A 23569-nucleotide genomic window follows, 5' to 3' on the forward strand; every position below is an offset into this window, starting at 1 on the left:
GCGAGGCGCAGGACCTGGGCGGGATGACGAACGCTGAGTGGGGCAGCTACACGACGCCTCGCGGCCTCGCCAAGAGCTCCTGGACCAAGTCCGACGACCGTTTCAAGCTGAAGATCACGGTTCCCCCGAACACCACGGCGGAGGTCCGGGTCCCCACCACCGACCGGCAGACGGTGATCGCCCCGCACAGGGCGACCTTCGAGCGTGTCGAAGGAGGCCACTCCGTCTACTCGGTCCCCTCCGGCGACGACTTCGTCTTCGTCGTGAGATAACGCCGGGGCGCTGATCGAAGCGCCCGCCGTTCCGCCCTGACGGGCACGGTATGGGTGCCACCTACGGTGGCACCCATATCGTCGTCGCCCACTGTCGCCGCCAGACACACGAATCTGCCGGAGGACTTGACCCTGACGCTGCGTCAACCCTGCATGCTGGCTGTCATGAGCAGCCCGCCAACAACCGGTCAGGTCCAGGGGACCGCATGTGAGTCCCGGCGAAGGACGGCCGGGAATCTCCGGAGCCACGTGGCCGGACACGATCCCTTGACGGCAGATGTACGGCCCCGCCGTGTGGCGGGGCCGTACATCTGCCGAGGTGGTGGGTCATCGTCGCCTGCCTGTTCGCCAACCCCTCCTACCCTGGCAGGATCTCCTGAGCCGGCGCGAACAACCCGTCCCGCGGAGCACCGGTCACGTCCACATGAACGTCCACCTCCTGGCCGACGGCACGCTCCTGGCGCTGTTCCGGAGCCGGTGGGCGGACTCGATCCACGCGAGCCGGTCGCGGGACGAGGGGGAGACCTGGAGCGTCCCCGCCGCCACCGGGCTGCCCAACAACAACTCCTCCATCCAGTACGTCGTGCTGCGTGACGGGCGGCTGGCGCTGGTGTTCAACGCCGCCGGCGCGGCGGACGCCACCGGGCGCAGGGTGTCCCTCTACGACGAGATCGACGACGACGGCCTCGCCGCGACCCCGGCGAGTCCGGCCGGGACGGTTGAACCGGCCGGTGAGGAACCGGCGCCTACCGGCCCCGGCGAGCGGGCCGCGTTCTGGGGCGCCCCGCGTGCGCCGATGACCCTCGCGCTGTCCGGCGACGGAGGGCTCACCTGGCCGGTCCGCCGTGACCTGGAGGTGGGCGACGGGTACTGCATGACCAACAACTCCCGTGACGGGCTCAACCAGGAGTTCTCCTACCCGTCCCTCCAGGAGACCTCCGACGGCGACCTGCACATCGTCTTCACCTGCCATCGCCGCGTCATCAAGTACGTCCGGGTACGACCTGACTGGGCGGCTCGTGCCTGACATGTCCGGGGACACGGGTGAGGCCGGACGGGCGCCGGGCGGTCCGCGGCACGCGGTGGTGACCGGGGCCAGCTCCGGCATCGGCCGGGCGGTGGCCGCCCGCCTGCTCCGCGAGGGCTGGAACGTCACCGGGATGAGCCGTACGCGCCCCCCGGAGCACCGCGAGGACACCTCCACCCGCTCCTGGATCCAGGTCGACGTGACCGACCACGACCGGCTGGGCGCCGCGGCGGCGGAGGTGGGCGCCGTGGACGCCGTCGTCCACGCGGCGGGCGTGCAGCGCTCCGCGAAACTCGGACGCCTCTCGGCGCGCGACGGCGCCCTCATGTGGCGGGTCCACGTCGAGGCCGCGACCGTCCTGGTGGACGCCCTCGCCGAGGCCATCCGTCCCGGTGGCCGTGTCGTGCTGGTCGGAAGCCGTACGATGGCCGGCGCGGCGGGCAAGAGCCAGTACGCGGCGACCAAGGCCGCGCTGGCGGGGCTGTCCCGTTCCTGGGCCATGGAGCTGGCGCCGCGCGACATCACCGTCAACGTGGTGGCTCCGGGGCCCACCGACACCCCCATGCTCCGAGATCCCGGACGCGCCTCCACCCCGCCACGGGTTCCGCCGCTGGGCCGGTTCGTCAGACCCGAGGAGGTCGCGGGGCTGATCTCCTTCCTGCTCGGCCCGGAGGAGGGCGCGATCACCGGCCAGCACCTGGTGATGTGCGCCGGGGCGTCACTGTGAACCGGCGGTTCTCGCACGGTCGAGATCGTGGGGGTTAGCCTGGGCCGATGACGGGGCGGTGTCGTGGTGAGGGGGGCCGGGCGGGCGGCCTTGACGGGCTGCGGGGCCACCTGACCGCGGGGGTGGGCGGGCATCGGCTGCGGTTCGGCTCCGGTGCCGCGGGGATCGAGCGTCTTGAGGCGTCGCTGGTCGGTGAGGGGTTCGCGCCGCACCGGCACGACACCTACGCGATCGGGGTGACCCTGGCGGGTGTGCAGACCTTCCGCTACCGGGGCGAGCTGCGCCACTGCCTGCCCGGAGACTGGCACGTCCTGCATCCCGACGAGGTGCACGACGGCATGCCGGGCACGGACGAGGGCTTCGGCTACCGCATCCTCTACGTCGATCCGTTCCTCGTGCAGCAGGCGCTGGGCGGGCGGCCGCTGCCGTTCGTCGCCGACCCGGTCGTGAGGCGGGGCGAGGCACGTTCCCCGCTGTGGGAGTGGCTGCGCCACATCGACGAGCCGCTCGACGACCTCGATCGGATCGACCTGGGGCTGCTGGTCGCGGACACGCTGGAGGAACACTCCGCCGCCCGCCCGGCGAGGCGGTCCGCGCCGGCGTTGGAGGCGTTGTCGCGCGTACGCGAGCTGATCGCCGACGACCCGGCCGTGAGGCGTTCCGCCGAGGAGTTGGAGCGGCTCTCGGGGCTGGACCGGTGGACGCTCGCCCGCCAGTTCCGCGCCGTGTTCGGTACCAGCCCGACCCGTTTCCGTACGATGCGGCAGCTGGACCGGGCGCGGCGGCTGCTGCGCGGTGGCACGCCGCCGCGCGAGGCGGCGCTGGAGGCGGGTTTCGCCGACCAGAGCCACCTGACCAGGATGTTCAAGCGGGCGTACGGGCTGACTCCGGCGGTCTGGACCGCGGCGCTCGCCGGACCGTGACCCCGGCCGCGCGGGACCTCGCGGGCCGCGGCGGTAGCCGGAGGGTCAGCCGTCACCGCGTCCCGCGGGCGGCCGGGAGGTCCTGGCCTCGACGGCGTGGATGACGGCCGCCATGTCCGCCCCGCCGTGTCCCAGCGCCAGGGTCTCGCCGAACAGGGCGAGGCAGACGTCCAGCAGGGGAGTGGCCGTCCCCGAGCCGCGGGCGGCTTCCGCGATCAGCCGGTTGTTCTTCAGCACGTCGGCGATCGCCGCCTGGGGGCTGAAGTCGCGCTCGGCCAGCTTGACGGCCTTCGTGCGGGAGACGGCGCTGGCCATCGGCCCGGCGCCGAGCACGCGCAGGAGCACGTCCGGGTCGAGGGCGTGCCGTTCGGCGAAGTGCACGGTCTCGGCGAGACCGCTCACCATGGTGATCAGGAACAGGTTGACCGCGAGTTTCGTCAGTGCCGCCGAGGGGACGGCGCCGCACACGACCGTCTCGTGACACATCGGCCGGAACAGCGGCCGGACCTCCTCGACGGCCTCCGGCTCCCCGGCGAGCATCGCCACCAGCCGCCCGGCCTCGGCGGGTCCGCGTGACCCCGAGACCGGAGCCTCGACGTAGCTCCCTCCGGCGGCGCGGACGTCGGCCTCCAGCGCGGCCGAGTAGCCGGGCGCGGTGGTCCCCATGTGGACGATGACGTGCCTGGTGACGTTCGCCGAGAACCGTGGTGTCCCGCGTTGCAGCACGGCGTCGATCGCGGTCTCGTCGGCCAGCATCAGCATCACCACGCGGGCCCGTCCGAACACCTCGGCGGGGCTCGCCGCCACTTTCGCGCCGGCCGCGCGCAGGTCGTCGTACCGGCCGGGGGAGCGGTTCCAGACGATGAGGGGTGTGCCCGCCCGGGCCGCGTTGAGCGCCATGGGCCGGCCCATGAGCCCGAGACCGAGAAAACCGACGTCCATCCGCCCACCTCCGCCGCGCCCCACGGCGGAGCACCGGCAGGACAGTTGTAGCGGCAGGTGGCGGCAGCGGTCTTGAACGATTGTGCGGGCAGCCTGTGTATCGCTTCTAATAAATCTACATTGTAAAGGCGGTGGCCGGAAGTTCAAGATCATTTACAGGGGACTGAAGACTCATCACCCACAAGCAAGGGCTCGCTGGGTGCTGTCGGACTGCGCCGACCTGTGCCTGGACTTATCGGTGGCCTCGTGTAGGGTCAGGCCGGCGCCCCGTTCATAGGCGCTGTGGTAGTCGGTACGGCCGAGCGACTTCGTGAGCGTCTCCGAGAGGCGGCGCAGTTCGGTGTCGCCGTGGTCGAAGGCGCCGCGGATGGCCTGACTCAGGCCGAGCGCGGTGGCCGCGCCTGCCGGATCGTCCTCCAGCGACAGTAGCCTGGCCAGGAGTTGGGCGGCCAGGGGGGCATCCATGATCGCCTGTGCCGCCTCGACGGCGCGGGGCATCAGCTGGCGGGCGCGTACGGCGTCGCCGGCTGGCCACGCCGCCAGGCCGTTCGTTCGGCGGTGTCGATGTCGCGCCTTGCGCCGGCCAGGTGGCCGGCGCGTATGCGTTCCGTGGCGAGCCCGAGGCGGGTGGAGACCTCGTCCTGGGAGCCGAGGTCGGTGGCGATCGCGAGGCTGTGCTGGTAGGCGGTGATCGCCTGGTGGTGGTCTCCGGTGATGGCGTGGATCTGGGCCAGGCCGTACAGTGCCTTCGCCGTCCACCACCGATCGCCTGTCTCCTCGAACAAGCGTAGTGCCGTGGTCATCGCGGTCGCTGAGTTCTCCTGGTCGCCCTGTTCGCGATGGCGCATGGCTTCGATCATGAAGGTGCAGGCGATCGCCCAGCGGTCCGGGCCGCTGCGTACCTGGGCGATCTCTTGGTCGAGCAGTTCGTCCAGTCCGAGTGTCGCCGCCATCACCAGCACTGTCGTGAGCAGCATCGGGTAGCGGCGTAGTGCGCCGGTGCGTGCGCAGTCGGTGATGAGCGTGTGGAGCCGTTCGTGGTCGGTGATCGGCCCGCCTTCGACGCCTGTCAGGTGGATCGCGGTGAACGCGGCGCGGGCGTCGGCGGGCAGTGCGTCGCCGAACTGGGTGACCTTGGCGATGTAGGTTTCGGCCCGGGCGTCGTAGTGGAGCATGACCCAGTACCAGTACAGCGGTCCGAGTATCCGGGCCGCGGTTTCGGCGTCGTCTTCGTCGATGGCTGTTTGCGGGGCGTATGTCAGGTTGTCATACTCGGCCTGGAACAGCCGGAGTGATTCCGCCTGCTTGTCCGAGCGCAGCAGTGGCTCGTGTTCGTCGGCCAGGTCTGCGAAGTACCGGGTGAGCCTGTGTAGGAGGGTGTCGGTCTCTCCTGTGAGTCGGAGCTTTTCTGCCGCGTGTGCCCGGATGGTTTCCAGCATCCGGTAGCCGTCGTCGGCGCGTTCCACGATGGATTTGTCGATGAGGGAGTTCAGGAGGTAGATGATCTCGTTGGCGGGGAGCGTTTTGTCCGCGCAGACCGCTTCGATCGCGGCGATACCTGTCCGTGCCGGAAATGTTGATATTCGGGCGGCTGTCTGCCGACGAAGCTGGTCAGCTGGGCGGGTAGGCGTCCTGGTGCCGCGTGCGGCCGGGTCTGTCGTGCCTGGGGGTGTTCTTGTTCGCCCCGCAGTATGGCGAGGTACGTCTTGTGGAGGTTTTGGGAGGGGTCGATGCCCAGTTCCTCGGCGAGGGTGGTGCGGACCTGGTCGAACACGGTCAGCGCGTCGGATTGGCGGCCTGCGGCGTGTAATGCTCGCATGCGTAGTGCGGCCAGCCGTTCGCGTAGTGGGTGATCGGTGGCCGTCGCCGTCATGTCGGCCAGGATCTTGTCGTGGTGGCCCAGTCGTAGCTCCGCCTCGAAGCGGTCTTCCTTGGCCGTGACTCGTAGCTCGTCCAGTCGCGCGCCGGCTGTGGCGGCGAAGGGGGTGTCGCGCACGTCGGCCAGTGCGTCTGCTCTCCAGAGTGCCAGTGCCTCGTCCAGCAGGGAGGCTGCTCGGCGCACGTCGCCCGTGGCCAGTTCGTGACCACCCCGTTTCGCCTTCTCCTCGAACCGGTAGGCGTCGACGTCCTCGGCGCGTACGTGCAGGCGGTATCCGCCGGTGGTCTTCTCCACGGTCTCGGCTTCGCCCAGGGCTTTGCGCAGTCGATGTGTCAGCCCGTGCAGTGCGTTGAGGGTGCCCCCGCGTGGGTGTTCTCCCCATCGGCTGAAAGGGCGTTCTAAGAGGCATGTAAGTGCCGGTGGGCATCGTGGAGGGCGTACGGGAGAAACGTCCGAAGGGTAGTGCGATGGCAGCTCATGGGAACGTGCGGCGGGTGCTTGACTGGTCGGTGGCCGAGGGTGGTGTTCCCGGCATCGTCGCCGAGGTCAAGGATGGCGATGGCACCTGGTTCGGTACCGCCGGCGTGGCCGACCTCGAAACCGGCTTCCCGTGTGTGCCGGGTGAGTACTTTCATGCCGGTAGCAGTGGCAAGGGTTTCACGTCCGCGACGCTTCTGGCTTTGGAGGCCGAGGGCGGCCTCAGTCTCGATGACATGGTCAACGCCCATTTGCCCGGCGTGCTGGACGTGAACGGCTACGACGGCGACAAGATCACGATCAGGCATCTGCTCAGCAATACCAGCGGCCTGTTCGCCACCGGCCTGGCTCCGGAGGTCAGCCATCGTTACGCCACCCGCACCCGCGAGGTTACTCTCATCAGTTCTTCGAGGACGGCGCCGATCCGGCCGTGGTCACCGTGGAGAATTGGGAGTCGTTGATGGAGGAGCCCGGTCTGCCGCCTTTGGACGTCACCGAGTTCGACTCCTCCCTGGGGTATGCGGCCGGTAATGTCGTCTCCACCACGACGGACATGATCTGCTTCTTCAACGCGATGATCACCGGCAGCCTGCTGCCGCCCGCACAGCACCGGCGGATGTGGACCACGGTCTCGACTGAGGGCGGTTACTGGATGCCGTACGCCCGCTACGGCCTGGGGGTGTTCGAGTTCGACGAGCAGGTGACCGGCGGCCTGGCGCTGCGCGGCGTCGGCGGTAGTCTCTGGGGCTCGTATTTCTTCGTGGTCGGCACTCGCGATGGCCGGCACACCGTCGCCGTGTATACCAACACCGAGTGGAAGTCTTGGGACCTGATGTTCAAAGTCGTCGAGGCGGAGTTCGGTGTTTCCGTTGGTGCGTGAGCATGCCGCCCGCCATCGACCTCCGTATCGGCGTGACCCGGCGCATTGGCGCCGCCGTCGAGGTATGGCCGGCCGGTGCGGCCGACGCCAGCGAATCCTCTGAGCAGCACCTCAACACCTCACTATTCCTTTCTCCCGTACTTGGGCTGTCGCTCTGGGTGACCTGACAGTGACGGCCCGGTCTGGTGTCGGGCCGGGCCGTCGCCGGGCCGGTCGTCGGAGCTCTCGCCGCGCCGTCCCGCGGGTGGCGGCGCGGCCTCGGCTCCGGGGCGGTTACAGGGCGGTCATCTCGAGGCTGACCACGTACGAGTAGGCCGTCTGCTCGTTCCCGGTGAGGGTTCTGGTGATGGTCCTGGTGGCGCCAGTGGTGAGTCCGGCGCATGTGCTGCCGAGGGCGGTCACCGTGCCGAGCAGGTCGCCCTGTCCCCAGACCGGGCCGTCGGTCTCGCGCAGGTCGAAGTCCACGTCCTGGCTGCTCAGGATGATGGAGGTCGGGTCTTCGAAGTCGCCGGGGTCCCCGTCGCCACCGGCGTTCATGCCGAAGTAGTTGGCGTTGATCCTGGGGAAGAGGTTCCCGTCGACCAGGAAGCGGATCTCGTCTCGGCCGTCTCGGTCGGCCACGTTGCCGGCGTCGACGTCGTACAGTTCCACGCGGCACGAGCCGGCTGTGGCGGTTGTGGCGGTTGTGGCGGCCGCCGGGGTCGTGGTCAACGCCGTGGGCGCCAGCAGGCCTGTGGCCAGGGCGAGTGCGGCGATCGTCTTACGAGAGTGCATGTTGCTCCTCCTGGAGACACTGGCGTTTCGCGGCTGTCGTGAAACGCGGCATCAGGGTCGCGGAGGTGGCGTGAGCACATCGTTAGATCGCAGGTCAAGGGCGTGGGGCGCATGATGGGCGTGTCTTCTGGCATAGCCGGGTGGCGGGGGCGCGTTTACTGTCTTCGTATGGCAGATTCCTTCAGCCTGCTGCTGCTCGGCACGCCTGAGCTGGCTGTCGGGGGGAGGCCGGTGCGGATTCGTTCCGCCAAGGCCCGGGCGCTTCTTTGTTATCTCGTGGCGACGCCAGGGGTGCGTTCGCGGGCGGAGTTGGCGGGGTTGTTGTGGGGTGAGCGTCCTGACGCCAATGCCAGGGGGAGTTTGCGGTTGGCGTTGTCGGAGTTGCGTAGGGACGTGGGGGGTTGGCTGGACATCACTCGTGATCATGTCGGGTTTCGTGTCGGTGATGGTTGTTTCGTGGATTACTGGCAGTTGGTTGGGGATCCGACGGTGGCGCGGGCGCTTCAGTTGTGGCGTGGGGAGTTTCTTGAGGGTCTTTCCTTCGGGGACGCGCCGGCGTTCGCGGGGTGGTTGGAGGGGGAGCGGCGTCGGGCTCGGTTGGTGTTGCGTGAGTTGCTGGTGCGTGCTGGGCCTGCCGCGTGTGAGCATGTCGTGGGGTTGGCCAGGATTGTGACGGAGCTGGATCCCTACGATGAGGAGGCGCATCGGGTGTTGATCGCCTCTTTGGCCGGTGTCGGGAATCGGGCGGCGGCTCTGGCGTGCTATGAGGAGTTGCGTCTGCGGTTGGCGCGGGAGTTGGGGGTGGATCCCGCGTTCGAGACTCGTGCGCTTCGCCGGGATCTTACGCCTCGGCCTGTGGTCGCTCGCCGGGCTGCTTTGCCGGTTCCGGGGTCGGAGTTGGTGGGTCGTGAGTGTGATGTGCGTCGCTTGCGTGTTCTGTTGTCTGGGGAGCGTCTGGTGACGTTGTCGGGTCCGGGTGGGATCGGTAAGACGCGGTTGGCCGTTGCCGTGGCGGGGGGTGCGTCTTTGTCTTTCGAGGGGGTTGGTGGGCGCGATGTCTCCTCCCCCTGGGGGGATGTCGCGTTTGTGTCTTTTGTTGGGGTGCGGGCGGAGGCGGCTGTGACGACGCTCGCGCGTCGGCTCGGTGTGGATCTGTCGCCGCCGCGGCCCGCGGCCGAGTTGCTGCTCGCTGCCCTCGCCGGTCGTTCGATGTTGCTGGTGCTCGACAATCTGGAGCATCTGCCGTCCTTCGACGGGGTGATCGCGCAGATCCTGCGGGAGGCGCCGGGGGTGCGGGTGCTGGCGACCAGCCGGAGGCGGCTGGTCGTGCCGGGTCAGGTGGTCGTGGTGGTGGAGGGGCTTGCGGCGCCGGCCGCCGAGGCGTTGTTCGTCGCGCGGGCGCTCAAGGCCCGGCCGGGGTTCGACGCCGAGCGTGAGGGTTCGCTGGTGGCCGCGATCTGTGCCGCGCTCGGCGGGTTGCCGTTGGCGATCGAGTTGGCGGCGGGTCTGTTGCGTGCCGTGCCGTGCGCGGATCTGGCCGAGCGGCTGGGAGTGGACACGGGGTTGCTGTGTGCGGCCGGGCCTGCGGTGCGGTCCAGGCACGCGAGTATGCGCACGGTCTTCGAGACGTCCTGGCGGTTGCTCGATCCGGCGAGGCGGGCGGCGCTGGCGGCGTTGTCGGTGTTCGGTGGTGGTTGTACGTTGCGTGCGGCCCTGGAGGTCGCCGGGGTCGGCCCTGAGGTGCTGGTCGATCTGGTCGATCACAGCGTGTTACAGCTCACTTCGTCCGGCCGGTACACCCTTCATCCTGTCATCCAGCATCTTGCCGCCGCCCATGTGGAGGATCCGGGGGTGGGTGAGCGGCATGCTCGCCATTACGCCCGTCTTCTCGAGGGGCACGCCGGTGCGCTTCAGGATGGTTCGGATGATGAGGTCGTGCGTGTGCTCGGTGTGGAGATGGACAATGTTCGCCTGGCCTGGCGGGTGTCCGGGCAGCCGCGTTTTCTGGATCATTATTGGACGTTGTGTTTGCGGTTGCGGTTGTACGAGGAGTCGGTGGCGGTCGTCGGCGAGTATCTTGACGGTCTTTCGGGGGATGCGGGGTCGCGGGCTCGTCTGCTGCGGATGGCCGCGGTGAGTTCTCATCAGCTCGCCAGGGAGCGTGCCGCCGCCCGGCTGGCCTGTGCCGCTCTTGAGACGCTGGGTGGGTCGCTGCCCGCCACTCGTGCGGGTCTGGTGGCGGCTTTGCTGGGTGCCGCCACCTGTCAGGTGGCTCATCGTCTGCTGCCGGTCACCGCCGCTCGCCGTTTGCTGCCCGGATCGCGTGCGGGTGGGGTGGAGGAGGCCGAGGTGGCGCAGGTGTTGACCTTGCTCGCCAGGTTGGCCTATCACCGGCAGGATCTGCCGGTGATGCTGGTGACCTCGCTGCGTCAGCTCAATGCCGCTGATCGTGGTGGCGACCGTGCTTTGTGCGCCGAGTCGTACGCGAATTTCGCCACCATCGCTCGTCTGGCCGGTCGTCATCGTCTCGCCGCTCGCTATGGGGGGCTCGCGGATCGGGCGCTTTCGGGTGTGGAGCATCCGGATGAGGCTGTGCATCGGGCGTGGCTGGCTCGTGGGATCGATCTGTTGCACGCGGGTCGTTTCGAGGATGCCAGGCGGTCGTTCGTGCGGGGGCGGTCGCGGACGATCGATCCGCGGGTGGCGGAGAGCTGTTCCGGCATGCTGGCCGAGACCGCGTTGTGGCAGGGGAAGTTCGCGGTGGCGGCTGTGGGGTACGCGCAGACGGAGGAGCTGGCGGTCGCGCGGGTGGGTGACGACATCGGTCGTCATTGGTGTCTGACCGGCCGGGCCGAGGCGTTGTTGCGTCTGGACGGGGTGCCGGTGGAGCGGGTCCGGGAGTTGCTGGTGGCGGCTCGGGCTTCGCATGAGCGGCGGCGTACGCATGCCAGGGAGATCGGTTTGCGTGACAGTCCGGCGGGCCGCACGATTCAGGAGTTGCGTCTGCTGGCCATCGAGGCTCGGCTGGATCCGGCGCGGGCGCCGGTGGTGCTGGCCGAGGCGTTGGTGCTGGCCGGGCGGTTGCCGGTGGTGCAGCCTGGCATGTTGGAGTGTTGGACCGGTCTCGCGGAGGTGTTGTGGGAGGCGGGGCGGGATCGGGGCGTGGCTTGTGTTCTGCTTGGGCATCTTTCCCGGTACGCGGCTCGCAATCCCGGGGCCGGTGCCCGGATCGGCTGGGCTCTGGCGTTGGTCCGGGCGGTGTCGGGCGGGCGCAGGCAGGCCCTGCGGGCGGCCGAGCGGGCGGTGGTGGCCGCTGAACGTCTGGCCGCACCGTATGACCGTCGCAGGGCCGAGTCCCTGGTCCGTGCTCTGGGGTGAGGGTTTCGCCGTGTTCGACGGCGGAGGGCGGTTGCGTTCGAGGACGGTCGCGGGGGGGCGGGGGCGGTCGTCTTCGATGCCGGCGTCACATCCCTTGGGGGGCCGTTCGAAGGCACTTTCGTCTTCACTCCGGAGGGCAGGAGGCGCCGTCCTGGCATGAGGTGCCTCGCCGGTGAACCCGCGTATCCGCCGCAGGCCGGCGGGGAGGTCGGCTGCGCGGGGAGATCCGTCACTGTCGCTTACCCTCGGTGGGGTCCGGCCGGGACGGCGGGGGGCTCGTGCGTTCGTTCCACAAAGGTTAATCGGTCCATTCGTCGTTTCCGCTGCGGGCGAGATCTCCGGGCGGAAGCCGAACCTCCCTGTTCCTCCTGGTGAATTCGATTTTCTCGAATTCGCAGCCGAATGGGAATGGCTCCGGTTAATCGCCGGGGAAGCTTTGGAACAGTCCAATTCGATCCGGTTTTCCGATCGGTAAGCTCGCTTATCGGAGGGGTGCCGGTTGTCGTTCCCGCAAGGTTTCGCGGTGACGCTGTGTGTTCGCCGGCGGTGCGGCGGCTCCGGCTCGCACCGCTTTCCCGAAGGGGGCGGGGGTGGTCTCGCGGTGGTGGCCGCGGGCGTCTCCGGGAGTCGCCGCCGGATCGCGGTGTCGCGGGCGGCGGCCGGTGGGGCGCTGATCTCGTCAGGAGGGGCGGGTGGGCGGCCGGGGCGGCAGGGGCCCGCCCGGTGGCCGCGACGAGGGTCTGGCGGGTCTTGTCGCCCCGGCCTGATCGCGCTTGGCCACCTGGTGGCCCGGGGTGTGCCCGGTGTCGTTCTTGCGGGCATCCCTCTGAGGTGATCTGGTGTTTGACCTGGGCGTACTATCGCTCCGGCCGTGACGTCCGGGAGGGTGGGTTCACCGGCGAGTCCGGCGTCCTCCTTCGGTGGCCGGACCTTCCCGGCGTCCGACGCCGTCTGGTGTGTGGCGGGCGGGTCGGTTCTCGGGGTGATGTTGCGGGAGCCGGAAGGGCCGTCACGCACCGCCCGGGACGCGTGAAGGGCCCGGCCCCTTGAGGGGGCCGGGCCCTTGGACCGGCGCGTGGTTCACCGCGGGTCCGTCGCGGGTGCTACCGCCAGGCGGTGAAGTGCCACTTGTTGGGCTGCGACCAGGTACAGGCTGTCACCTGGTATCCGGAGTCCCTGACCGCGTACCTCCAGTAGTTGCAGGTGCCGGCGTCGGAGTAACCGCCGTAGAACTTGCTTTCGGCGTGGGCTACGCCCCCAAAGGATAGGACCGTTCCGGCGATTGCGAAGCTGGCGAGGCCGACGACCGCTCTTTTCATGAGACTCATGCTTTGGACCTTCCTGTAGACCCCCGTGGGGAATTGCCGCTGCACATTGATCTTTGACTAGCGATCACCGATATGCAAGACCATCTTTTGAAATTCCGGTTCCCGGCGTCAGGCGGTTGGCGGGGAAAGGTGACGCAGTGTGATGGGGCCGGGATGGCCGGGGCGGCGGCGACGGATGGGCGTCGCGGCGGGCATCACCGTGCCCTCCCGTGCCCTCCCGTGCCCTGACGGCCCGGCCACGAGCCGGCCAGGCCCTGCGCGATTTCGCCGCCCGGCCCGGCCATGTCACCATCATGCGACGCCACCGGGGGCGGGGACGGCTCAGGGCCGTCCGGCCCGATCGGGGCGTCTGGGCTCAGGCCCGTCCCTACCTGTCCGGTGACGATGCCGCGGCACCATGACCGGCGCCGCGAAAGGAGAATGGCACATGCGAGGCGAACCGGTGATCGAGCCCGGCCGGCATGAGGTACTGCGCGTCCTGGCCGACCGGGTCCGCCACGGCAGCCGCCCGGGGGAGCGCCAGGACGGCCACCGGGTGGCCCTGGCCATCGAGGGTGGCGGCATGCGCGGCACGATCTCCGCGGGTATGGCCCTGGCCCTGTACGAAAGCGGGGTGACACACGCCTTCGACGCGGTCTACGGAGCCTCGGCGGGGGCCATCACGGCGGCCTGGCTGCTCAGCGGAACCCCCGAGCAGCTGAGCGGCTGGGCCGAACCCGTCTACGCGAGACAGATGATCCGCCCCTCCAACCTGCTGCGCGGCCGGCCGGTGGTCGATGTGCACAACCTCGTCGAGCGCCTGTACCGCGAGGTGGCCCGGATGGACTTCGACGCCGTCCTGGCCAACCCGGTCGAGTATCACCCGCTCGCCACCGATGTCCGCACCGGGCTGTCCACCGATCTGCGCCCGCATCTGAGTGGTCCCGCAGAACTGCGGTTGGCGCTGCGAGCCAGTGCCGCGCTGCCGTTCCTGGCCGGTCCGCCCGTCGAGCTGGCAGGGCGGCTCTATTACGACGCGGGACTGGCCGAGTCCGTCCCTTATCGCACCGCTCTGGCGCAGGGCGCCAGCCATGTTCTTGTCCTGCGGTCTCGTCCCGCGCCCGTGGCCGGAATCGGAGTACCGGTCGCCGGGCCCGGCGCGCGTCCGTCCTACGGGGCACGTCTGATCGCCGCGACCGTTCTGCGCCGCCATCCTGAGGAACTGCACCGGAGTTTCCTCACGCGTGGCCACCGCCTGCTGCACGACGACGCGCTGCTCGCGCGCTACGACCAAGCTGTGCCGCCGATGCCCGGCCCCTCTGCCGACGGCCGGGTTCCGGCGGTGTTGTCCGTGCGTCCCGGGCCCGACGCCCCGCGTGTCGGCCGCCTCACCCGCAACGGTAAGCCCCTCAAGGCCGCGCTGGAAGCCGGTCGCGTGGCTGTCGATCGTCTGTTGCGGCCTCTCGGCGGCTGAGGGCCGTGGCGTAGGCGCGAGCGGCGCGCGCCGGGAGGGGAAGCGGGTCAGCGAAGCAGCTCGTCCGGACGTCATGGCTTCCTCCACGGGGTGGTGTGCCGGAAAGTATCTTTCCCTGTCGGCGCTGGTCAGACGTCCGGGCGGCCGATCCGCTGCTCGGCTCCGCGGCGGCGGGTGATCCCGGGCGGGAGGCGGAGATGGCCGACTCGGTGGGGGTGGCGCTGCTGGTGGTGCTCGACACCCTGGGCCCGGCCGAGCGGCTCGCCTTCGTGTTGCACGATCTGTTCGCCGTGCCGTTCGAGGAGATCGCCGCCCTGCTGGAGCGATCGCCGCAGGCGGGCCGGCAGTTGGCCAGTCGTGCGCGTCGCCGGGTCAGGGGCGCCGCACCCGCGCCGCACGCCGATCTGACCCCTCGGCGGGAGATCGTCGAGGCCTTCCTGTCGGCCACTCGCGGCCAGGATTTCCGGGCGCTGATCACCTTGCTGCACCCCGAGGTCACGCTCCGGGCGGACAGGGCGGTCATGCTGAGCGCCGGACCCGTCACGGTGGCCGGGGCCGAGCACGTCGCCAGGGGCGCGATGGCCGCCATGGGGCGGGCCCGGTTCACCGGACCCGCCCTCCTCGACGGCGCCGTCGGCCTGGTGATGGCTCCCCGGGCTCGTCTGCGGGTGGCACTCACCTTCACGATCGTCGACGACCTCATCACCGCCATCGACGTCATCGCCGAACCCGATCGCCTCGTCCGGCTCGAACTGGCCGTCCTCGGCTGACAGCGGCGGGCAGGCGGATCGCGGCGATCGGCCTGCCCGCCGTCTCGCCTGTGACGCACATCACGGTCGCCGCCGGTCACATCGCCGTACGGGGGCGGGTCGAGGCGGTGACGGGCTCACCGGTCACCGCCGCTGCAGCCCGGCCCGGTGTCGTCCGAGCAAGGAGCACCCCGTGGTTCACCTCATCGTCACCGTTCTGGCCGCCGCGGGGGCGGCGTTCTCCGCCTACGCCCTGCTCACCCGTGCCGCGTGGGTCGTCGGGCCGCTGGAGTCGTACGGTGTTGCCGCCTCGTGGTGGCCCTGGCTGGGTGCGGCCAAGGCCGCGGGGGCGGCGGGCCTGCGAGAAGGCCCACGCGCGGGTGAGCAGGGGCTCCCCGGTTGGCGTTCCACCGGGCGGGGCGGTGCCGGACCGGCGGAGGTCCTCGAACTGCTGCTGACCGTGTTCTTGGAGCACATGAGTACGTCACCGCCCGGAGTGCAGGCGGCTCGGCGGGCACGGGGTGGCCGAGACCCCGAAGAAGGAACCGCGTGGTGACGCTTGTCACCGTCGCCGAGGCGCCGTCGCCGTCACAACCGCCGGCTCTGTTTCGTCGTGTGAGTGTCGTGTGAGTAAGGCAAGGTTAGGGGCCCGGATGCTTTCCTTGACGGCCAAGCGCCGCTCGTTTCAGTTCTCGCACTGGTCATTCATGTTCGCGGAGATGGCCCTATGGTCGTTCGTCGTCCTGGTGGTGAGCGGGGCGGTGCTGATGGTGTTCTACGACCCCGGCATGTCCCAGGTGAGCTATGACGGCTCCTACGGTCCGCTACGCGGGCTTTTGGTCAGCGAGGCCTTCGACTCGACCATGCGTCTGAGCCTGGAGCTGCGCGGTGGCCTGCTCATCCGCCAGGCCCACCACTGGGCGGCACTCGTCTTCGTGGCGGCCGTGGTGTCGCAGCTGCTGCGCATGTTCCTCACCGGCGCGTTCCGCCGCCCGCGTACCGGCCAGTGGCTGATCTGGGTGACACTGCTGGCGCTGGGCATGGCCGCGGGCGAGACCGGCAACGTCCTGCCCGACGACATGCTGTCGGGCGGGAGTCTGTGGCTGATCATGTCGGTCGCGCAGTCCGTCCCCGTGGCCGGAACCTGGGCGCTGTCGCTGCTGTTCGGCCCGGACTTCCCCGGCGACAGGATCGTTCCGCTCATGTACGGCGGGCACCTGCTGATCGCGGTCGTCGTGGCCGCGCTGCTGATCGCCCGTGAACTGCTGGTGCGGCGGCACGGCCACTCCCGGTTCGCCGCCTCGCTGCCGGCGCGACGCGGCGCACGCCCGATGATGGCGCTCGCGACGATCGGCATGCTGATCATCCTCGGGTACGGCGTCCAGATCGCCCCCGTGTGGCTGTACGGCCCGGCCAGGCCGACGCAGATCTCGGCGGGCTCGGTTCCCGGCTGGTACATGGGGTTCCTCGACGGCGCCCTGCGGATCATGCCCGGGTGGGAACTCACCGTCGGCGACCACACGCTCAGCCTCGCGGTGCTCGTCCCCGCCCTGGTGGTGCCGGGGATCTTCTTCACCGCCCTGGCCGCCTACCCGGCGGCCGAGCGCCTCCTCCTGGCGCGCCGCGGCCGCCGCGACGCGCAGGGCCGGCCCCGGAGCGCGAGCCGCACGGCCCAGGGCAGGCTCGCGCCGGGCCGGGGGCCGCTCGCGCACGAGCTGCTCGACCGGCCCCGCGAGAGGCCGGTGAGGACTGCCGTCGCGGTCGCCGGCGTCACGTTCTACGGCCTGCTGTGGACGGCCGCGGCCAACGACCAGATCGCCTTCCACTTCCATCTCACCGTCGAGGCCGTGACGATCTTCCTCAGGTTCGCCGTGGTCGCCGGCCCCGTCATCGCCTTCGTCCTCACCCGGCGGATCTGCCTCGCGCTCCAGCAGGCGGATCGCCACGCGGCCGAGCACGGGGCAGAGAGCGGGATCATCATGCGATCCCCGGACGGCGGGTACCACGAACGGCCGGCACCGGCGCGACAGGAGAGCCGGGAGCCGACGATCACCCCGGGGAAACGGCGGTGACGCCGAGCAGGGCACAGGTGGTGATCGTCGGAGCCGGGGTCGCCGGACACCAGACGGCACTGCCCCTGTCTCGCGAGGCGGGATCGCCCCGATGAACGGGCGGCATGCGCTGTGCCAGGGGGGCGGCGGGCGGGCGCCAACGTCGCGGCCTCCCTGGGCCACGGCTCGCGCCGGCCGTACCGGCACCGGGTCCACGACTCCGTCGCGGACCTGATCCGCGCGCCGGAGCAGCCGCTGAGCGCGGCCTGAGGTCACCGGGACGCCGGGAGCCGGGAGCCGGGAGGCCGCGCGTGGTTCAGCCGGTCCAGGCGCGCAGCTTGTCGGGGTTGACGACCATCCACATCCGGGTGAGCACCTCGCCGCGGGTCTCGGTCGCGATCACCGCCACGGTGACGCCGCCCTGGCGGATGACGGCGCCGGGCCGTCCGTTGACGTCCTCCTCGCCGAATTCCATGTCCGGTCGCCTGCGCAGCAGGCCGAGGAACAGGCGGGCCGCCTTCCGGGCGCCGAGGACCGGGCGCAGGGCGGCGTGCGCCTTGCCCCCGCCGTCGGAACGAACGACCACGGCGCGGTCCAGCGTGGCGACCAGGGCGTCGATGTCCCCGCTCTCGCAGGCCCGCCTGAACGCGGAGACGACCTCGCGGTGCCGCTCGGCGTCGTTCACCGGGCGGGCCCGTTCCGCGGCCAGTCCGCGTCGGGCGCTGACGGCGAGCTGGCGGCAGGCCGCCGGGCTGCGGCCGGCCACCTCGGCTATCTCGGCGAACGGCATGCCGAAGACGTCGTGCAGCACGAACACGACACGTTCGGCGGGTGTGATCGTCTCCAGCACCGTCAGCATGCCCATGCTGACGGACTCCTGCAGCGTCGTCCGGTCGGCGGGGTCGTCCGCCGGGCCGGTGACGCTGGTCCAGGCGCCGTGGTCGCGCAGGGGTTCGGGTATCCACTCGCCCACGTAGTGTTCGCGCCGTACCCTGGCCGACATCAGGTGATCCAGGCAGATCCGGCTGGTCACCTTGCTCAGCCACGCGATGGGCGACCTGATCTCGCGCCGTTCGCGCTCGGCCATCGCGTACCAGCGTGAGTACGCCTCCTGCACGATGTCCTCGGCGTCGTGCGCGGAACCGAGCATCCGGTAGGCGAGCCCCAACAGGGTCCGGCGCTCGGCGGGAGCCGTGTCGTCAAGGATCCGCGCCCCCCGCCGTACTTCGTCTGTCATGCACCTATGACGATATCGCCGGTATGAATGTGAGGAGATGTGCCCGCCCGCGGGGGCGGCCTCGTGGGCCGTCGGCGTGACGGCTCTCCACCTAACGACGAGATGGCATGGCCATGGCCATGTACAAAGGCGTTTGGGAGCGCTTCGGCTTCTGAACGGCCGGCGGGGGAACGCCACCACGAACGTGAGGAGGTGTGCTCTGGACGACGTCGTCCAGAGCACGTCATCGTGTTCGCGTCGTGTCCGTCGGAGGGTCCGTCGGAGGGTTCGTCGGAGGGTCCTCATACCCTTGAAACGCGCCGAGTTTGTCGGGGTTCATCACGATCCACACGTCCGTGATGAGGTCGTCGCAGAGGTGCAGGACGACGACCGCGGCCGTGGTGCCGGCCACGCGGACGACGAGCCCCGGCCCGCCGTTGACCGACGCTTCCGCGAAGGTCACCTCGGCCTGCCCGCCGAACAGGCCGAGGAGGTAGCGCGCGGCCTGCTCGGTGCCGCTGACCGGCTGCAGCGGGACACGTACCCGGCCGCCGCCGTCGGTGATCACGACGACGCCGGGAGCGAGCAGGGCGCTCAAGGCAGCGGCCTCGTCCGTCCCCTCGCAGACGTCCTTGAACACCTGGACGACGTGGTCATGCCGGTGGCCCGGTCCCCGCAAGCCCACCGGCCGGCCGTCGGCCGTGCCTTCCCCGGGACGCGGGCGCCCGGCCGCACGCGGCGGAATCGGGGCATGACGAGCATCCGAACGAAAAGTCCCGTTAGTGGAATGGATCAGGCCGTCCTACCGTGACTTTCCGTTCGGATGCGTTCGACGGGCCTGTTTCCGCATGTCGCAGCTTTGGCGACGAGAGGAAGCGGGGCTTGAAGCAGCAACCGAACCGTCAGTGGCGTTAACGAGTCCTCGCGGCGCGCGTTACCGCCACGTCAACCTCGAGCGGCGTGCGACTCCAAGCCGGTAAGCAGCGTGTGGAGCCCGAACTCGAAGGGATCTTCGGGCGGGGAGGCGGCGACGGAACCGAGCCGGACTCGCAGGCGGGGAAAATCCTGGGCGATCTCGACTATCTCTGCGGTGATCTCCCGCAGTTCCTGTTCGGCATCAGCTCCGCTTCGGCGCAGGCGCGCTAGCCAGGCCGCCTGCGCCGCCTCACCCTGCGCCGCGCCGATCACGAACATGAGCACGGTTGCAGCCGCCTGATCGGCCGCGCTTTCGGTGAACCCGGCACTTTCGTAGACCGTCAAGCACCGTTCATCGAAGCGAGCCTTGTTGGGGCCGTAGATGAGATGGGTGCTCATGGCCGGGATCAGCCAGAAGTGCCGGACGACCATGGCATACGCGCCACGCGCCAGGGACGCGGCAGCTTCTCGCCAATCGGCCCCGGCCGGATCGGGCAGTGCGATCTCGCCGAACACGTGGTCGGCGGCGAGGACTACCAGCTTGTCCTTGCTCTGCACGTGGTGATACATCGCCGACGCGGCCGATCCCAAGTGTGCGCCCAACCGGCGCATGTTCAGCCCGTTCACGCCCTCCGCGTCGAGCACCGCGACGGCGGCCCGGACGATCTGCTCCCTGGTCAGCATGACGCTCAGCCTAACCGCTGTTGAACTTTGTTCAACCCCAGGCTACGTTGTTGAACTAAGTTCACCCGTTCCCCGAGGAGCCCCCGTGCCCACCGTTGTCACCCTTCAACTGCTGTTGGCTTTGACGTACCTGCTTGTCCCGCTCGCCGGCCACCGGTATGGCAGCGCGGCCCAGCAAGCCGCCGATACCGAGATCCAGCGGCAAGGCCGTGATCGTGCCGTACTGGTCAAGAACGGCCTCGACTTCACCGCCGGCACCGCCAGCGTGGCGGTGTCAATGGCGATCGCCCTGGGCCTGGCCGCGCTCGCCGTACTGAACCTCAACGGCCAACCACTGCTCACCTGGATCCTCCAGCCCATCTTGCTGATCGCCGGCGGCTTCATCACCACCGCCCAGGTCTTCGTCGTCCGGTACGTGGAGGCCGCGCTCCGAAAGTCCGGCACCACAGACATCGACGCCAAGGCTCTGATGAGGGCAGCCGAGGCGGCCTTCCCCAGATGGTTCCGCCCCCTGGTCCTGGCGCGCTTTCTCCTCACGACCGCAGGATCGCTGGTCATCCTCCTCGTGCTCGCTTAACGCCACTGACAGTTCGGTTGCTGCTCAACCCCCGTGACGCGGGCGGTGAAGACACGGTGCGCTTTGCGCTCGGACGGTCCGGCGCCCTCGGCGAATGCGGCGCTCTGCGCCAGCGCGGTCTGGTGGAGGGTGAGCGGGGCGGTGAGACGAACGGAGTAGCCGCTACCGCGGCGGACGATCTGCCCGGCGGAGAGGGCCTGGCGGATGGACTGGTCGCCGGCGACGCGCAGATGGTCGACCAGCAAGCCGGGAAGGTCGAGGGTCACGTTCGTGTCCGGGTTGTCGGCGCCTGGTTCAGTGAGCTGGCTGGGGAGGTCGCGAGCGCCTGCGGTGTCCAAGATGCGGCGGATGGTCTTGGGGGCGACCCGGTGCTGGCGGGCCAGGGCCTTGACGGCGGCGCCCTGACGGTAGGCGTTGACGACGTCGGCTGCCTTGTCCGGGGCGAGCGCCGCGGGTCGGCCGAGGGTCTTGCCGCCGGCCTCGGCGGCGGCGACGCCTTCGCGGGTGTTCTCGCTGATCATGTCGCGCTGGAACTCCAGCACGGCGGCCAGGACGGAGACCATCATCTTGGTGCCGGGGTCGTCGCTGGCCAGGTCGATGCCGGGCAGCAGCCCGGACTCCACACGCAGGCGCAAGCCGCGGCGGATGAGCACGGGGCGCAGGACCAAGATGTCGGCGACGGAGCGGAACAGGCGGGCGGCGTCGGCGATGCGGATGGTGTCGCCGACGGCGGCCTCGTGCAGCAGCGTGGTGAACCCGGCCCGGTCGAGGGAGAGCTGGCGGCTGGAGGTGGCGGGGTCTTCGTAGACGGGGGCACCGGTAGCCAGCAGGACGGCCAGGGCGTGCCGCTGGCGGGCGTCGGTCTGCTTGTCGGTGGAGTGCCGCAAGTAGATGCGGTCAGCCACGTCCGGCGTCCCCAAGGCGCTCGCTGGTGAACTGGGCGGGGCCTGCCCGGCTACAGCCGCGCCGAGGCCGAACGCACCAAGCGAGCCCGCACGCACGCTGCCGGCACCGGTCCGCCATCGAGGAGCCCGGCCGGCCACACCGGCCCGGGGAGCGGGGACGTCGACCGGCTGCGCCTGGCCCGCCTGGTGCGTGCGGCGGCCGCCAGCTCGGCGAGCGAAGCGGAGTTCGTGCGCCGCGCCAAGGCCTGCGGCGTGCTGGTGCGAGCCCGGTTCGCCACCGGCGGCTGCGACCGCGTGGTCGGCTACTCGGCGGCGCTGCGCCCGGCCGACGGGCGGGCGCCGGTGTGGTTCGGCGGCGGCAAGCTCGCCGCGGACCTGACCTTGCCTCAGCTGCGCCAGCAGTGGGACGACGTCGACGGCCAGGGCCCGGCGCTGGCCGAGTGGCGCCGCTCCCCCGAGGCGGCCGGCTTGGCCGGTCCCGGCGAGCGGGCCGCCGTCGACGTCGCCGAGTGGAAGCGTGCCGCGCAGCTCGTCGACGCCGTCCGGGAACGCCTGGAGCGCACCCCGGACGGCGACGTCGCAGCTTGGCGCAGCGGGTGCCGGGGCGCGGCCGCGATGCTGGCCGCGCTCGCCGAGCGCGTCGAAAAGCCCGGCCCGGACGGGACGGGCGGGCCGGGGCCGATCGCCGCACTGGCCGATCGCCTGGCCTGGTCCGCCCAAGCCCTCCGCGCCCAGGCACGCGTTCCCGTACCGGCCCGGGCCGAGGTGCGGGCCGCGACCCGGATCATCATCGCGGCCGCCCGCCAGGGACCGGCGGCCGCCACATGGATGCTGGTGGCCACCGCGCTGGTACTGCTGGCCGCCACCATCCAGACCTGGCACCGGCGCCACCGCCAGCACCGCCAGGCCGCCACGCTGAGCACCCACGCCGACGCCCTGGCGCGCGAGCTGCGTCGGCGCCGGATCGCGGCCGCCCCGGCCTGGAGCGCGCGCCGCTACGGCGCCTTCCCCGACGCCCACCTGAAGCGGCTGAGCGCCGTGCTCACCGACGACGTGGCCCGGCTCAGCACCCCGACCCCGGCCCCTTCTCGCGCGGCCATACTGGCCTTCCCCGGCTACCGGGCCCCGGCCACCGCCGAAGAGGCCCGCCGGCGCCTGGCGGCCGTCACCGAGGAGGTCGACCTGCGCGCCGCGCTGCCCGCCGGGCGAGCCGCCCAGGAGCACACCGAGCGCACCGAGCGTGCCCATGCCCAGCAGGCCCAGCGCAGCTCCCGGCCGAAGCTACGAGGTGGCCCCTCGCATGGGCGTGGTGGCCGCGGCCGATAGGGGGGTTAAGGAACATCGGAACGAAAACTCGCGCTAAGCCCTCGTCGCCCCTGATGAGCGATTGACGACTCATCGCCGGTGACCGTGCCGCCGATCAAGTCCGCTCCTTCGGGGGCGCTCGGTCGGCGAACTGGACAGTCGGCCGCGCGTCGGCCAGAAGGGTCTCTCGGGGGATGAGTTCTCGGCTTTCAAGAACAATTACCACGAAGTTTCTCAGGCATCCAGGGCGAGGAAGCTGATCCATTGCTTGACGTTGCCGTACAAGCTGTTTTGGGCGCACAACCAGTTGTCTACGACGCGGTAGCAGACGTTCAGGGGCGTGTTCGGGTCGCCGGTCCATAGATCGAAACCGGCACCGACTGGGGCTCTGCGCACCTGCCACACGCTGGCTCTGTACTCCTCGGAGAGCCAGATGCCCTCGCCGCCAAGGACGGGACTGTCCCCTCGCGGGGCCGCCCAGAATCGGAAGCCCTCCCAGTTGCTGCCGATCGACTCGATCAGGTAGCCGCCGTCCTTCTCGTGAAATACGACCCAGCTGCCCCGGTTATTGCGGTCGGTACTCATAAGCGCGTAGTCGTAGTTGCCCCACGCCTGGTAATTGACCCCCCAGTTGGGCTCATCGGCTTTCACTAAATACTGGTTTCTACCGGGGGCGATGCCGAACTCGGACATACTTTCACTCCTTTTGGGCGACCGAAACCGAAAGTAGGCGAGGATGACATTCGACAGTGTTTATTCCGATTTAGGCCATGTCAATGGGAGAAACACGACAAAAACTTTTCGCCAAGAAGGCTGTCGGCGATTGCGACGGTCAGCGCGAACTCGGACCGGAGACGAGACGACCCGTTGGCCCGGCGCTCGGGTCGGTGTCACCAGACGCAAAGTAGAGCGTTCGCACTGGTCAGAGGGCCCGGACGGCGGGTAGCCGACGGAGTGGTTATGGCTGTGGACAACCAGGGCGGGGCAGTGGCCGAATCATGACGTTCAGGCGTCCTAGGGCCTGTACGGGCTTTGAATCTTTAGATGGGTTGAAGGCTTCGGAGCCACACGATGGCTCCGCGTAGATGAAGGCCCGCGAGGTAGCTT

At 70.0% G+C, this 23569-nt stretch carries 26 protein-coding genes and 1 pseudogene; 16 read left to right on the plus strand and 11 right to left on the minus strand.

All coding sequences use genetic code 11. The annotated features are described in order from the left end of the window. The first annotated feature begins 23 nt into the window (after positions 1 to 23). The 4 genes from ACFYWM_RS38170 (at position 24) to ACFYWM_RS38185 (ending at position 2949) form a co-directional block, all read left to right on the plus strand. Positions 24 to 272 (plus strand): alpha-L-rhamnosidase C-terminal domain-containing protein, encoded by a 249-nt coding sequence (locus ACFYWM_RS38170; protein WP_389924586.1) that lies wholly within the window; start codon positions 24 to 26, stop codon positions 270 to 272. A gap of 277 nt (positions 273 to 549) precedes the next feature. After that, positions 550 to 1299 carry an exo-alpha-sialidase gene (locus ACFYWM_RS38175; protein WP_389924588.1) on the plus strand — a complete coding sequence of 250 codons (750 nt, stop codon included), beginning with the start codon at positions 550 to 552 and terminating at the stop codon, positions 1297 to 1299. Position 1300: 1 nt separating this feature from the next. Then, positions 1301 to 2026: an SDR family NAD(P)-dependent oxidoreductase gene (locus tag ACFYWM_RS38180; protein ID WP_389924591.1), complete on the plus strand. Its 726-nt coding sequence runs from the start codon at positions 1301 to 1303 to the stop codon at positions 2024 to 2026. Positions 2027 to 2073: 47 nt separating this feature from the next. Further along, the gene (locus ACFYWM_RS38185) at positions 2074 to 2949 is read left to right on the plus strand and encodes an AraC family transcriptional regulator (RefSeq protein WP_389924594.1); all 876 of its coding nucleotides are present in this window, start codon (positions 2074 to 2076) and stop codon (positions 2947 to 2949) included. 45 nt (positions 2950 to 2994) lie between these two features. Here ACFYWM_RS38185 and ACFYWM_RS38190 read toward each other — a convergent pair whose 3' ends face one another. From ACFYWM_RS38190 to ACFYWM_RS38205, 4 genes are all read right to left on the minus strand, one after another. Continuing rightward, on the minus strand, positions 2995 to 3891 hold the full coding sequence (locus ACFYWM_RS38190) for an NAD(P)-dependent oxidoreductase (protein WP_389924596.1): 897 nt from the start codon (positions 3889 to 3891) through the stop codon (positions 2995 to 2997). A 174-nt stretch (positions 3892 to 4065) separates the two neighbouring features. Next, entirely contained in the window at positions 4066 to 4389 is a 324-nt protein-coding gene (locus ACFYWM_RS38195; RefSeq protein WP_389924599.1) for a hypothetical protein, read from the minus strand. Next, on the minus strand, positions 4389 to 5357 hold the full coding sequence (locus tag ACFYWM_RS38200; protein ID WP_389924602.1) for a tetratricopeptide repeat protein: 969 nt from the start codon (positions 5355 to 5357) through the stop codon (positions 4389 to 4391). Before ACFYWM_RS38200 ends, ACFYWM_RS38195 begins: the two co-directional genes overlap by 1 nt. A gap of 23 nt (positions 5358 to 5380) precedes the next feature. After that, positions 5381 to 6064, minus strand: a complete 684-nt coding sequence (locus tag ACFYWM_RS38205) for a BTAD domain-containing putative transcriptional regulator (RefSeq protein ID WP_389924604.1) — start codon at positions 6062 to 6064, stop codon at positions 5381 to 5383. Positions 6065 to 6264: 200 nt separating this feature from the next. On the opposite strand from ACFYWM_RS38205, the gene ACFYWM_RS38210 reads away from it, so the two are divergent. Genes ACFYWM_RS38210 through ACFYWM_RS38220 form a run of 3 tightly spaced genes read left to right on the plus strand, consistent with a single transcriptional unit; the run spans position 6265 to position 7294 of the window. Further along, complete coding sequence (locus ACFYWM_RS38210; RefSeq protein ID WP_389924606.1) at positions 6265 to 6708, plus strand: serine hydrolase domain-containing protein; 444 nt, start codon at positions 6265 to 6267, stop codon at positions 6706 to 6708. Continuing rightward, entirely contained in the window at positions 6708 to 7127 is a 420-nt protein-coding gene (locus ACFYWM_RS38215; protein WP_389924609.1) for a hypothetical protein, read from the plus strand. The genes ACFYWM_RS38210 and ACFYWM_RS38215 overlap by 1 nt, the downstream gene beginning before the upstream one ends. After that, positions 7124 to 7294: a hypothetical protein gene (locus ACFYWM_RS38220; RefSeq protein WP_389924612.1), complete on the plus strand. Its 171-nt coding sequence runs from the start codon at positions 7124 to 7126 to the stop codon at positions 7292 to 7294. Before ACFYWM_RS38215 ends, ACFYWM_RS38220 begins: the two co-directional genes overlap by 4 nt. A gap of 106 nt (positions 7295 to 7400) precedes the next feature. Here the strand turns inward: ACFYWM_RS38220 and ACFYWM_RS38225 are convergent, their stop codons facing one another. Further along, positions 7401 to 7901 (minus strand): hypothetical protein, encoded by a 501-nt coding sequence (locus ACFYWM_RS38225; RefSeq protein ID WP_389924614.1) that lies wholly within the window; start codon positions 7899 to 7901, stop codon positions 7401 to 7403. Between the two features lie 168 nt (positions 7902 to 8069). Here ACFYWM_RS38225 and ACFYWM_RS38230 point away from each other — a divergent pair. After that, positions 8070 to 8729: pseudogene (locus tag ACFYWM_RS38230) on the plus strand (BTAD domain-containing putative transcriptional regulator); the annotation flags it as partial. A gap of 291 nt (positions 8730 to 9020) precedes the next feature. Beyond that, positions 9021 to 11279 carry an ATP-binding protein gene (locus tag ACFYWM_RS38235; RefSeq protein ID WP_389924657.1) on the plus strand — a complete coding sequence of 753 codons (2259 nt, stop codon included), beginning with the start codon at positions 9021 to 9023 and terminating at the stop codon, positions 11277 to 11279. A gap of 1103 nt (positions 11280 to 12382) precedes the next feature. Here the strand turns inward: ACFYWM_RS38235 and ACFYWM_RS38240 are convergent. Continuing rightward, complete coding sequence (locus ACFYWM_RS38240; protein WP_389924617.1) at positions 12383 to 12607, minus strand: hypothetical protein; 225 nt, start codon at positions 12605 to 12607, stop codon at positions 12383 to 12385. A 427-nt stretch (positions 12608 to 13034) separates the two neighbouring features. Between ACFYWM_RS38240 and ACFYWM_RS38245 the strand changes: the two genes are divergently transcribed. The 5 genes from ACFYWM_RS38245 (at position 13035) to ACFYWM_RS38265 (ending at position 17130) form a co-directional block, all read left to right on the plus strand. Beyond that, entirely contained in the window at positions 13035 to 14060 is a 1026-nt protein-coding gene (locus ACFYWM_RS38245) for a patatin family protein (RefSeq protein ID WP_389924619.1), read from the plus strand. A 197-nt stretch (positions 14061 to 14257) separates the two neighbouring features. Beyond that, on the plus strand, positions 14258 to 14830 hold the full coding sequence (locus ACFYWM_RS38250; RefSeq protein ID WP_389924621.1) for a sigma factor-like helix-turn-helix DNA-binding protein: 573 nt from the start codon (positions 14258 to 14260) through the stop codon (positions 14828 to 14830). A gap of 172 nt (positions 14831 to 15002) precedes the next feature. After that, positions 15003 to 15365, plus strand: a complete 363-nt coding sequence (locus ACFYWM_RS38255; protein ID WP_389924624.1) for a DoxX family protein — start codon at positions 15003 to 15005, stop codon at positions 15363 to 15365. A 163-nt stretch (positions 15366 to 15528) separates the two neighbouring features. Further along, a complete protein-coding gene (locus tag ACFYWM_RS38260; protein ID WP_389924627.1) occupies positions 15529 to 16881 on the plus strand; it encodes a cytochrome bc complex cytochrome b subunit in 1353 nt (450 codons plus the stop codon). A gap of 111 nt (positions 16882 to 16992) precedes the next feature. Continuing rightward, a complete protein-coding gene (locus tag ACFYWM_RS38265) occupies positions 16993 to 17130 on the plus strand; it encodes a hypothetical protein (RefSeq protein WP_389924630.1) in 138 nt (45 codons plus the stop codon). A gap of 46 nt (positions 17131 to 17176) precedes the next feature. On the opposite strand, the gene sigJ is transcribed toward ACFYWM_RS38265, so the two are convergent. The 3 genes from sigJ to ACFYWM_RS38280 form a co-directional block, all read right to left on the minus strand. Next, positions 17177 to 18097: an RNA polymerase sigma factor SigJ gene (gene sigJ, locus ACFYWM_RS38270; protein WP_389924633.1), complete on the minus strand. Its 921-nt coding sequence runs from the start codon at positions 18095 to 18097 to the stop codon at positions 17177 to 17179. A 223-nt stretch (positions 18098 to 18320) separates the two neighbouring features. Then, entirely contained in the window at positions 18321 to 18761 is a 441-nt protein-coding gene (locus ACFYWM_RS38275) for a hypothetical protein (protein ID WP_389924636.1), read from the minus strand. A gap of 260 nt (positions 18762 to 19021) precedes the next feature. Next, positions 19022 to 19675: a TetR/AcrR family transcriptional regulator C-terminal domain-containing protein gene (locus tag ACFYWM_RS38280; protein ID WP_389924639.1), complete on the minus strand. Its 654-nt coding sequence runs from the start codon at positions 19673 to 19675 to the stop codon at positions 19022 to 19024. A gap of 85 nt (positions 19676 to 19760) precedes the next feature. On the opposite strand from ACFYWM_RS38280, the gene ACFYWM_RS38285 reads away from it, so the two are divergent. Beyond that, positions 19761 to 20252 carry a hypothetical protein gene (locus tag ACFYWM_RS38285; protein ID WP_389924642.1) on the plus strand — a complete coding sequence of 164 codons (492 nt, stop codon included), beginning with the start codon at positions 19761 to 19763 and terminating at the stop codon, positions 20250 to 20252. Here the strand turns inward: ACFYWM_RS38285 and ACFYWM_RS38290 are convergent. Next, positions 20249 to 21157: a recombinase family protein gene (locus tag ACFYWM_RS38290; RefSeq protein WP_389924645.1), complete on the minus strand. Its 909-nt coding sequence runs from the start codon at positions 21155 to 21157 to the stop codon at positions 20249 to 20251. The two genes, ACFYWM_RS38285 and ACFYWM_RS38290, sit on opposite strands and share 4 nt — an antisense overlap. Before the next feature lie 228 nt (positions 21158 to 21385). Between ACFYWM_RS38290 and ACFYWM_RS38295 the strand changes: the two genes are divergently transcribed. Then, a complete protein-coding gene (locus tag ACFYWM_RS38295) occupies positions 21386 to 22483 on the plus strand; it encodes a hypothetical protein (RefSeq protein ID WP_389924648.1) in 1098 nt (365 codons plus the stop codon). Between the two features lie 213 nt (positions 22484 to 22696). Here the strand turns inward: ACFYWM_RS38295 and ACFYWM_RS38300 are convergent, their stop codons facing one another. Further along, on the minus strand, positions 22697 to 23155 hold the full coding sequence (locus ACFYWM_RS38300; protein ID WP_389924651.1) for a hypothetical protein: 459 nt from the start codon (positions 23153 to 23155) through the stop codon (positions 22697 to 22699). Between the last annotated feature and the right edge of the window lie 414 nt (positions 23156 to 23569).

Source organism: Streptosporangium sp. NPDC002721 (assembly GCF_042888905.1).
In the GTDB taxonomy this organism is placed as follows: Bacteria; Actinomycetota; Actinomycetes; order Streptosporangiales; family Streptosporangiaceae; genus Streptosporangium.

Excerpts from the sequence above, each read along its gene's own strand:
- ACFYWM_RS38170 (WP_389924586.1), top strand. The coding sequence starts at position 24 with ATGACGAACGCTGAGTGGGGCAGCTACACGACGCCTCGCGGCCTCGCC.
- ACFYWM_RS38175 (WP_389924588.1), top strand. The coding sequence starts at position 550 with ATGTACGGCCCCGCCGTGTGGCGGGGCCGTACATCTGCCGAGGTGGTG.
- ACFYWM_RS38180 (WP_389924591.1), top strand. The coding sequence starts at position 1,301 with ATGTCCGGGGACACGGGTGAGGCCGGACGGGCGCCGGGCGGTCCGCGG.
- ACFYWM_RS38185 (WP_389924594.1), top strand. The coding sequence starts at position 2,074 with ATGACGGGGCGGTGTCGTGGTGAGGGGGGCCGGGCGGGCGGCCTTGAC.
- ACFYWM_RS38190 (WP_389924596.1), bottom strand. The coding sequence starts at position 3,891 with ATGGACGTCGGTTTTCTCGGTCTCGGGCTCATGGGCCGGCCCATGGCG.
- ACFYWM_RS38195 (WP_389924599.1), bottom strand. The coding sequence starts at position 4,389 with ATGCCCCGCGCCGTCGAGGCGGCACAGGCGATCATGGATGCCCCCCTG.
- ACFYWM_RS38215 (WP_389924609.1), top strand. The coding sequence starts at position 6,708 with ATGGAGGAGCCCGGTCTGCCGCCTTTGGACGTCACCGAGTTCGACTCC.
- ACFYWM_RS38225 (WP_389924614.1), bottom strand. The coding sequence starts at position 7,901 with ATGCACTCTCGTAAGACGATCGCCGCACTCGCCCTGGCCACAGGCCTG.
- ACFYWM_RS38240 (WP_389924617.1), bottom strand. The coding sequence starts at position 12,607 with ATGAGTCTCATGAAAAGAGCGGTCGTCGGCCTCGCCAGCTTCGCAATC.
- ACFYWM_RS38245 (WP_389924619.1), top strand. The coding sequence starts at position 13,035 with ATGCGAGGCGAACCGGTGATCGAGCCCGGCCGGCATGAGGTACTGCGC.
- ACFYWM_RS38250 (WP_389924621.1), top strand. The coding sequence starts at position 14,258 with ATGGCCGACTCGGTGGGGGTGGCGCTGCTGGTGGTGCTCGACACCCTG.
- ACFYWM_RS38260 (WP_389924627.1), top strand. The coding sequence starts at position 15,529 with ATGGCCCTATGGTCGTTCGTCGTCCTGGTGGTGAGCGGGGCGGTGCTG.
- sigJ (WP_389924633.1), bottom strand. The coding sequence starts at position 18,097 with ATGACAGACGAAGTACGGCGGGGGGCGCGGATCCTTGACGACACGGCT.
- ACFYWM_RS38280 (WP_389924639.1), bottom strand. The coding sequence starts at position 19,675 with ATGCTGACCAGGGAGCAGATCGTCCGGGCCGCCGTCGCGGTGCTCGAC.
- ACFYWM_RS38300 (WP_389924651.1), bottom strand. The coding sequence starts at position 23,155 with ATGTCCGAGTTCGGCATCGCCCCCGGTAGAAACCAGTATTTAGTGAAA.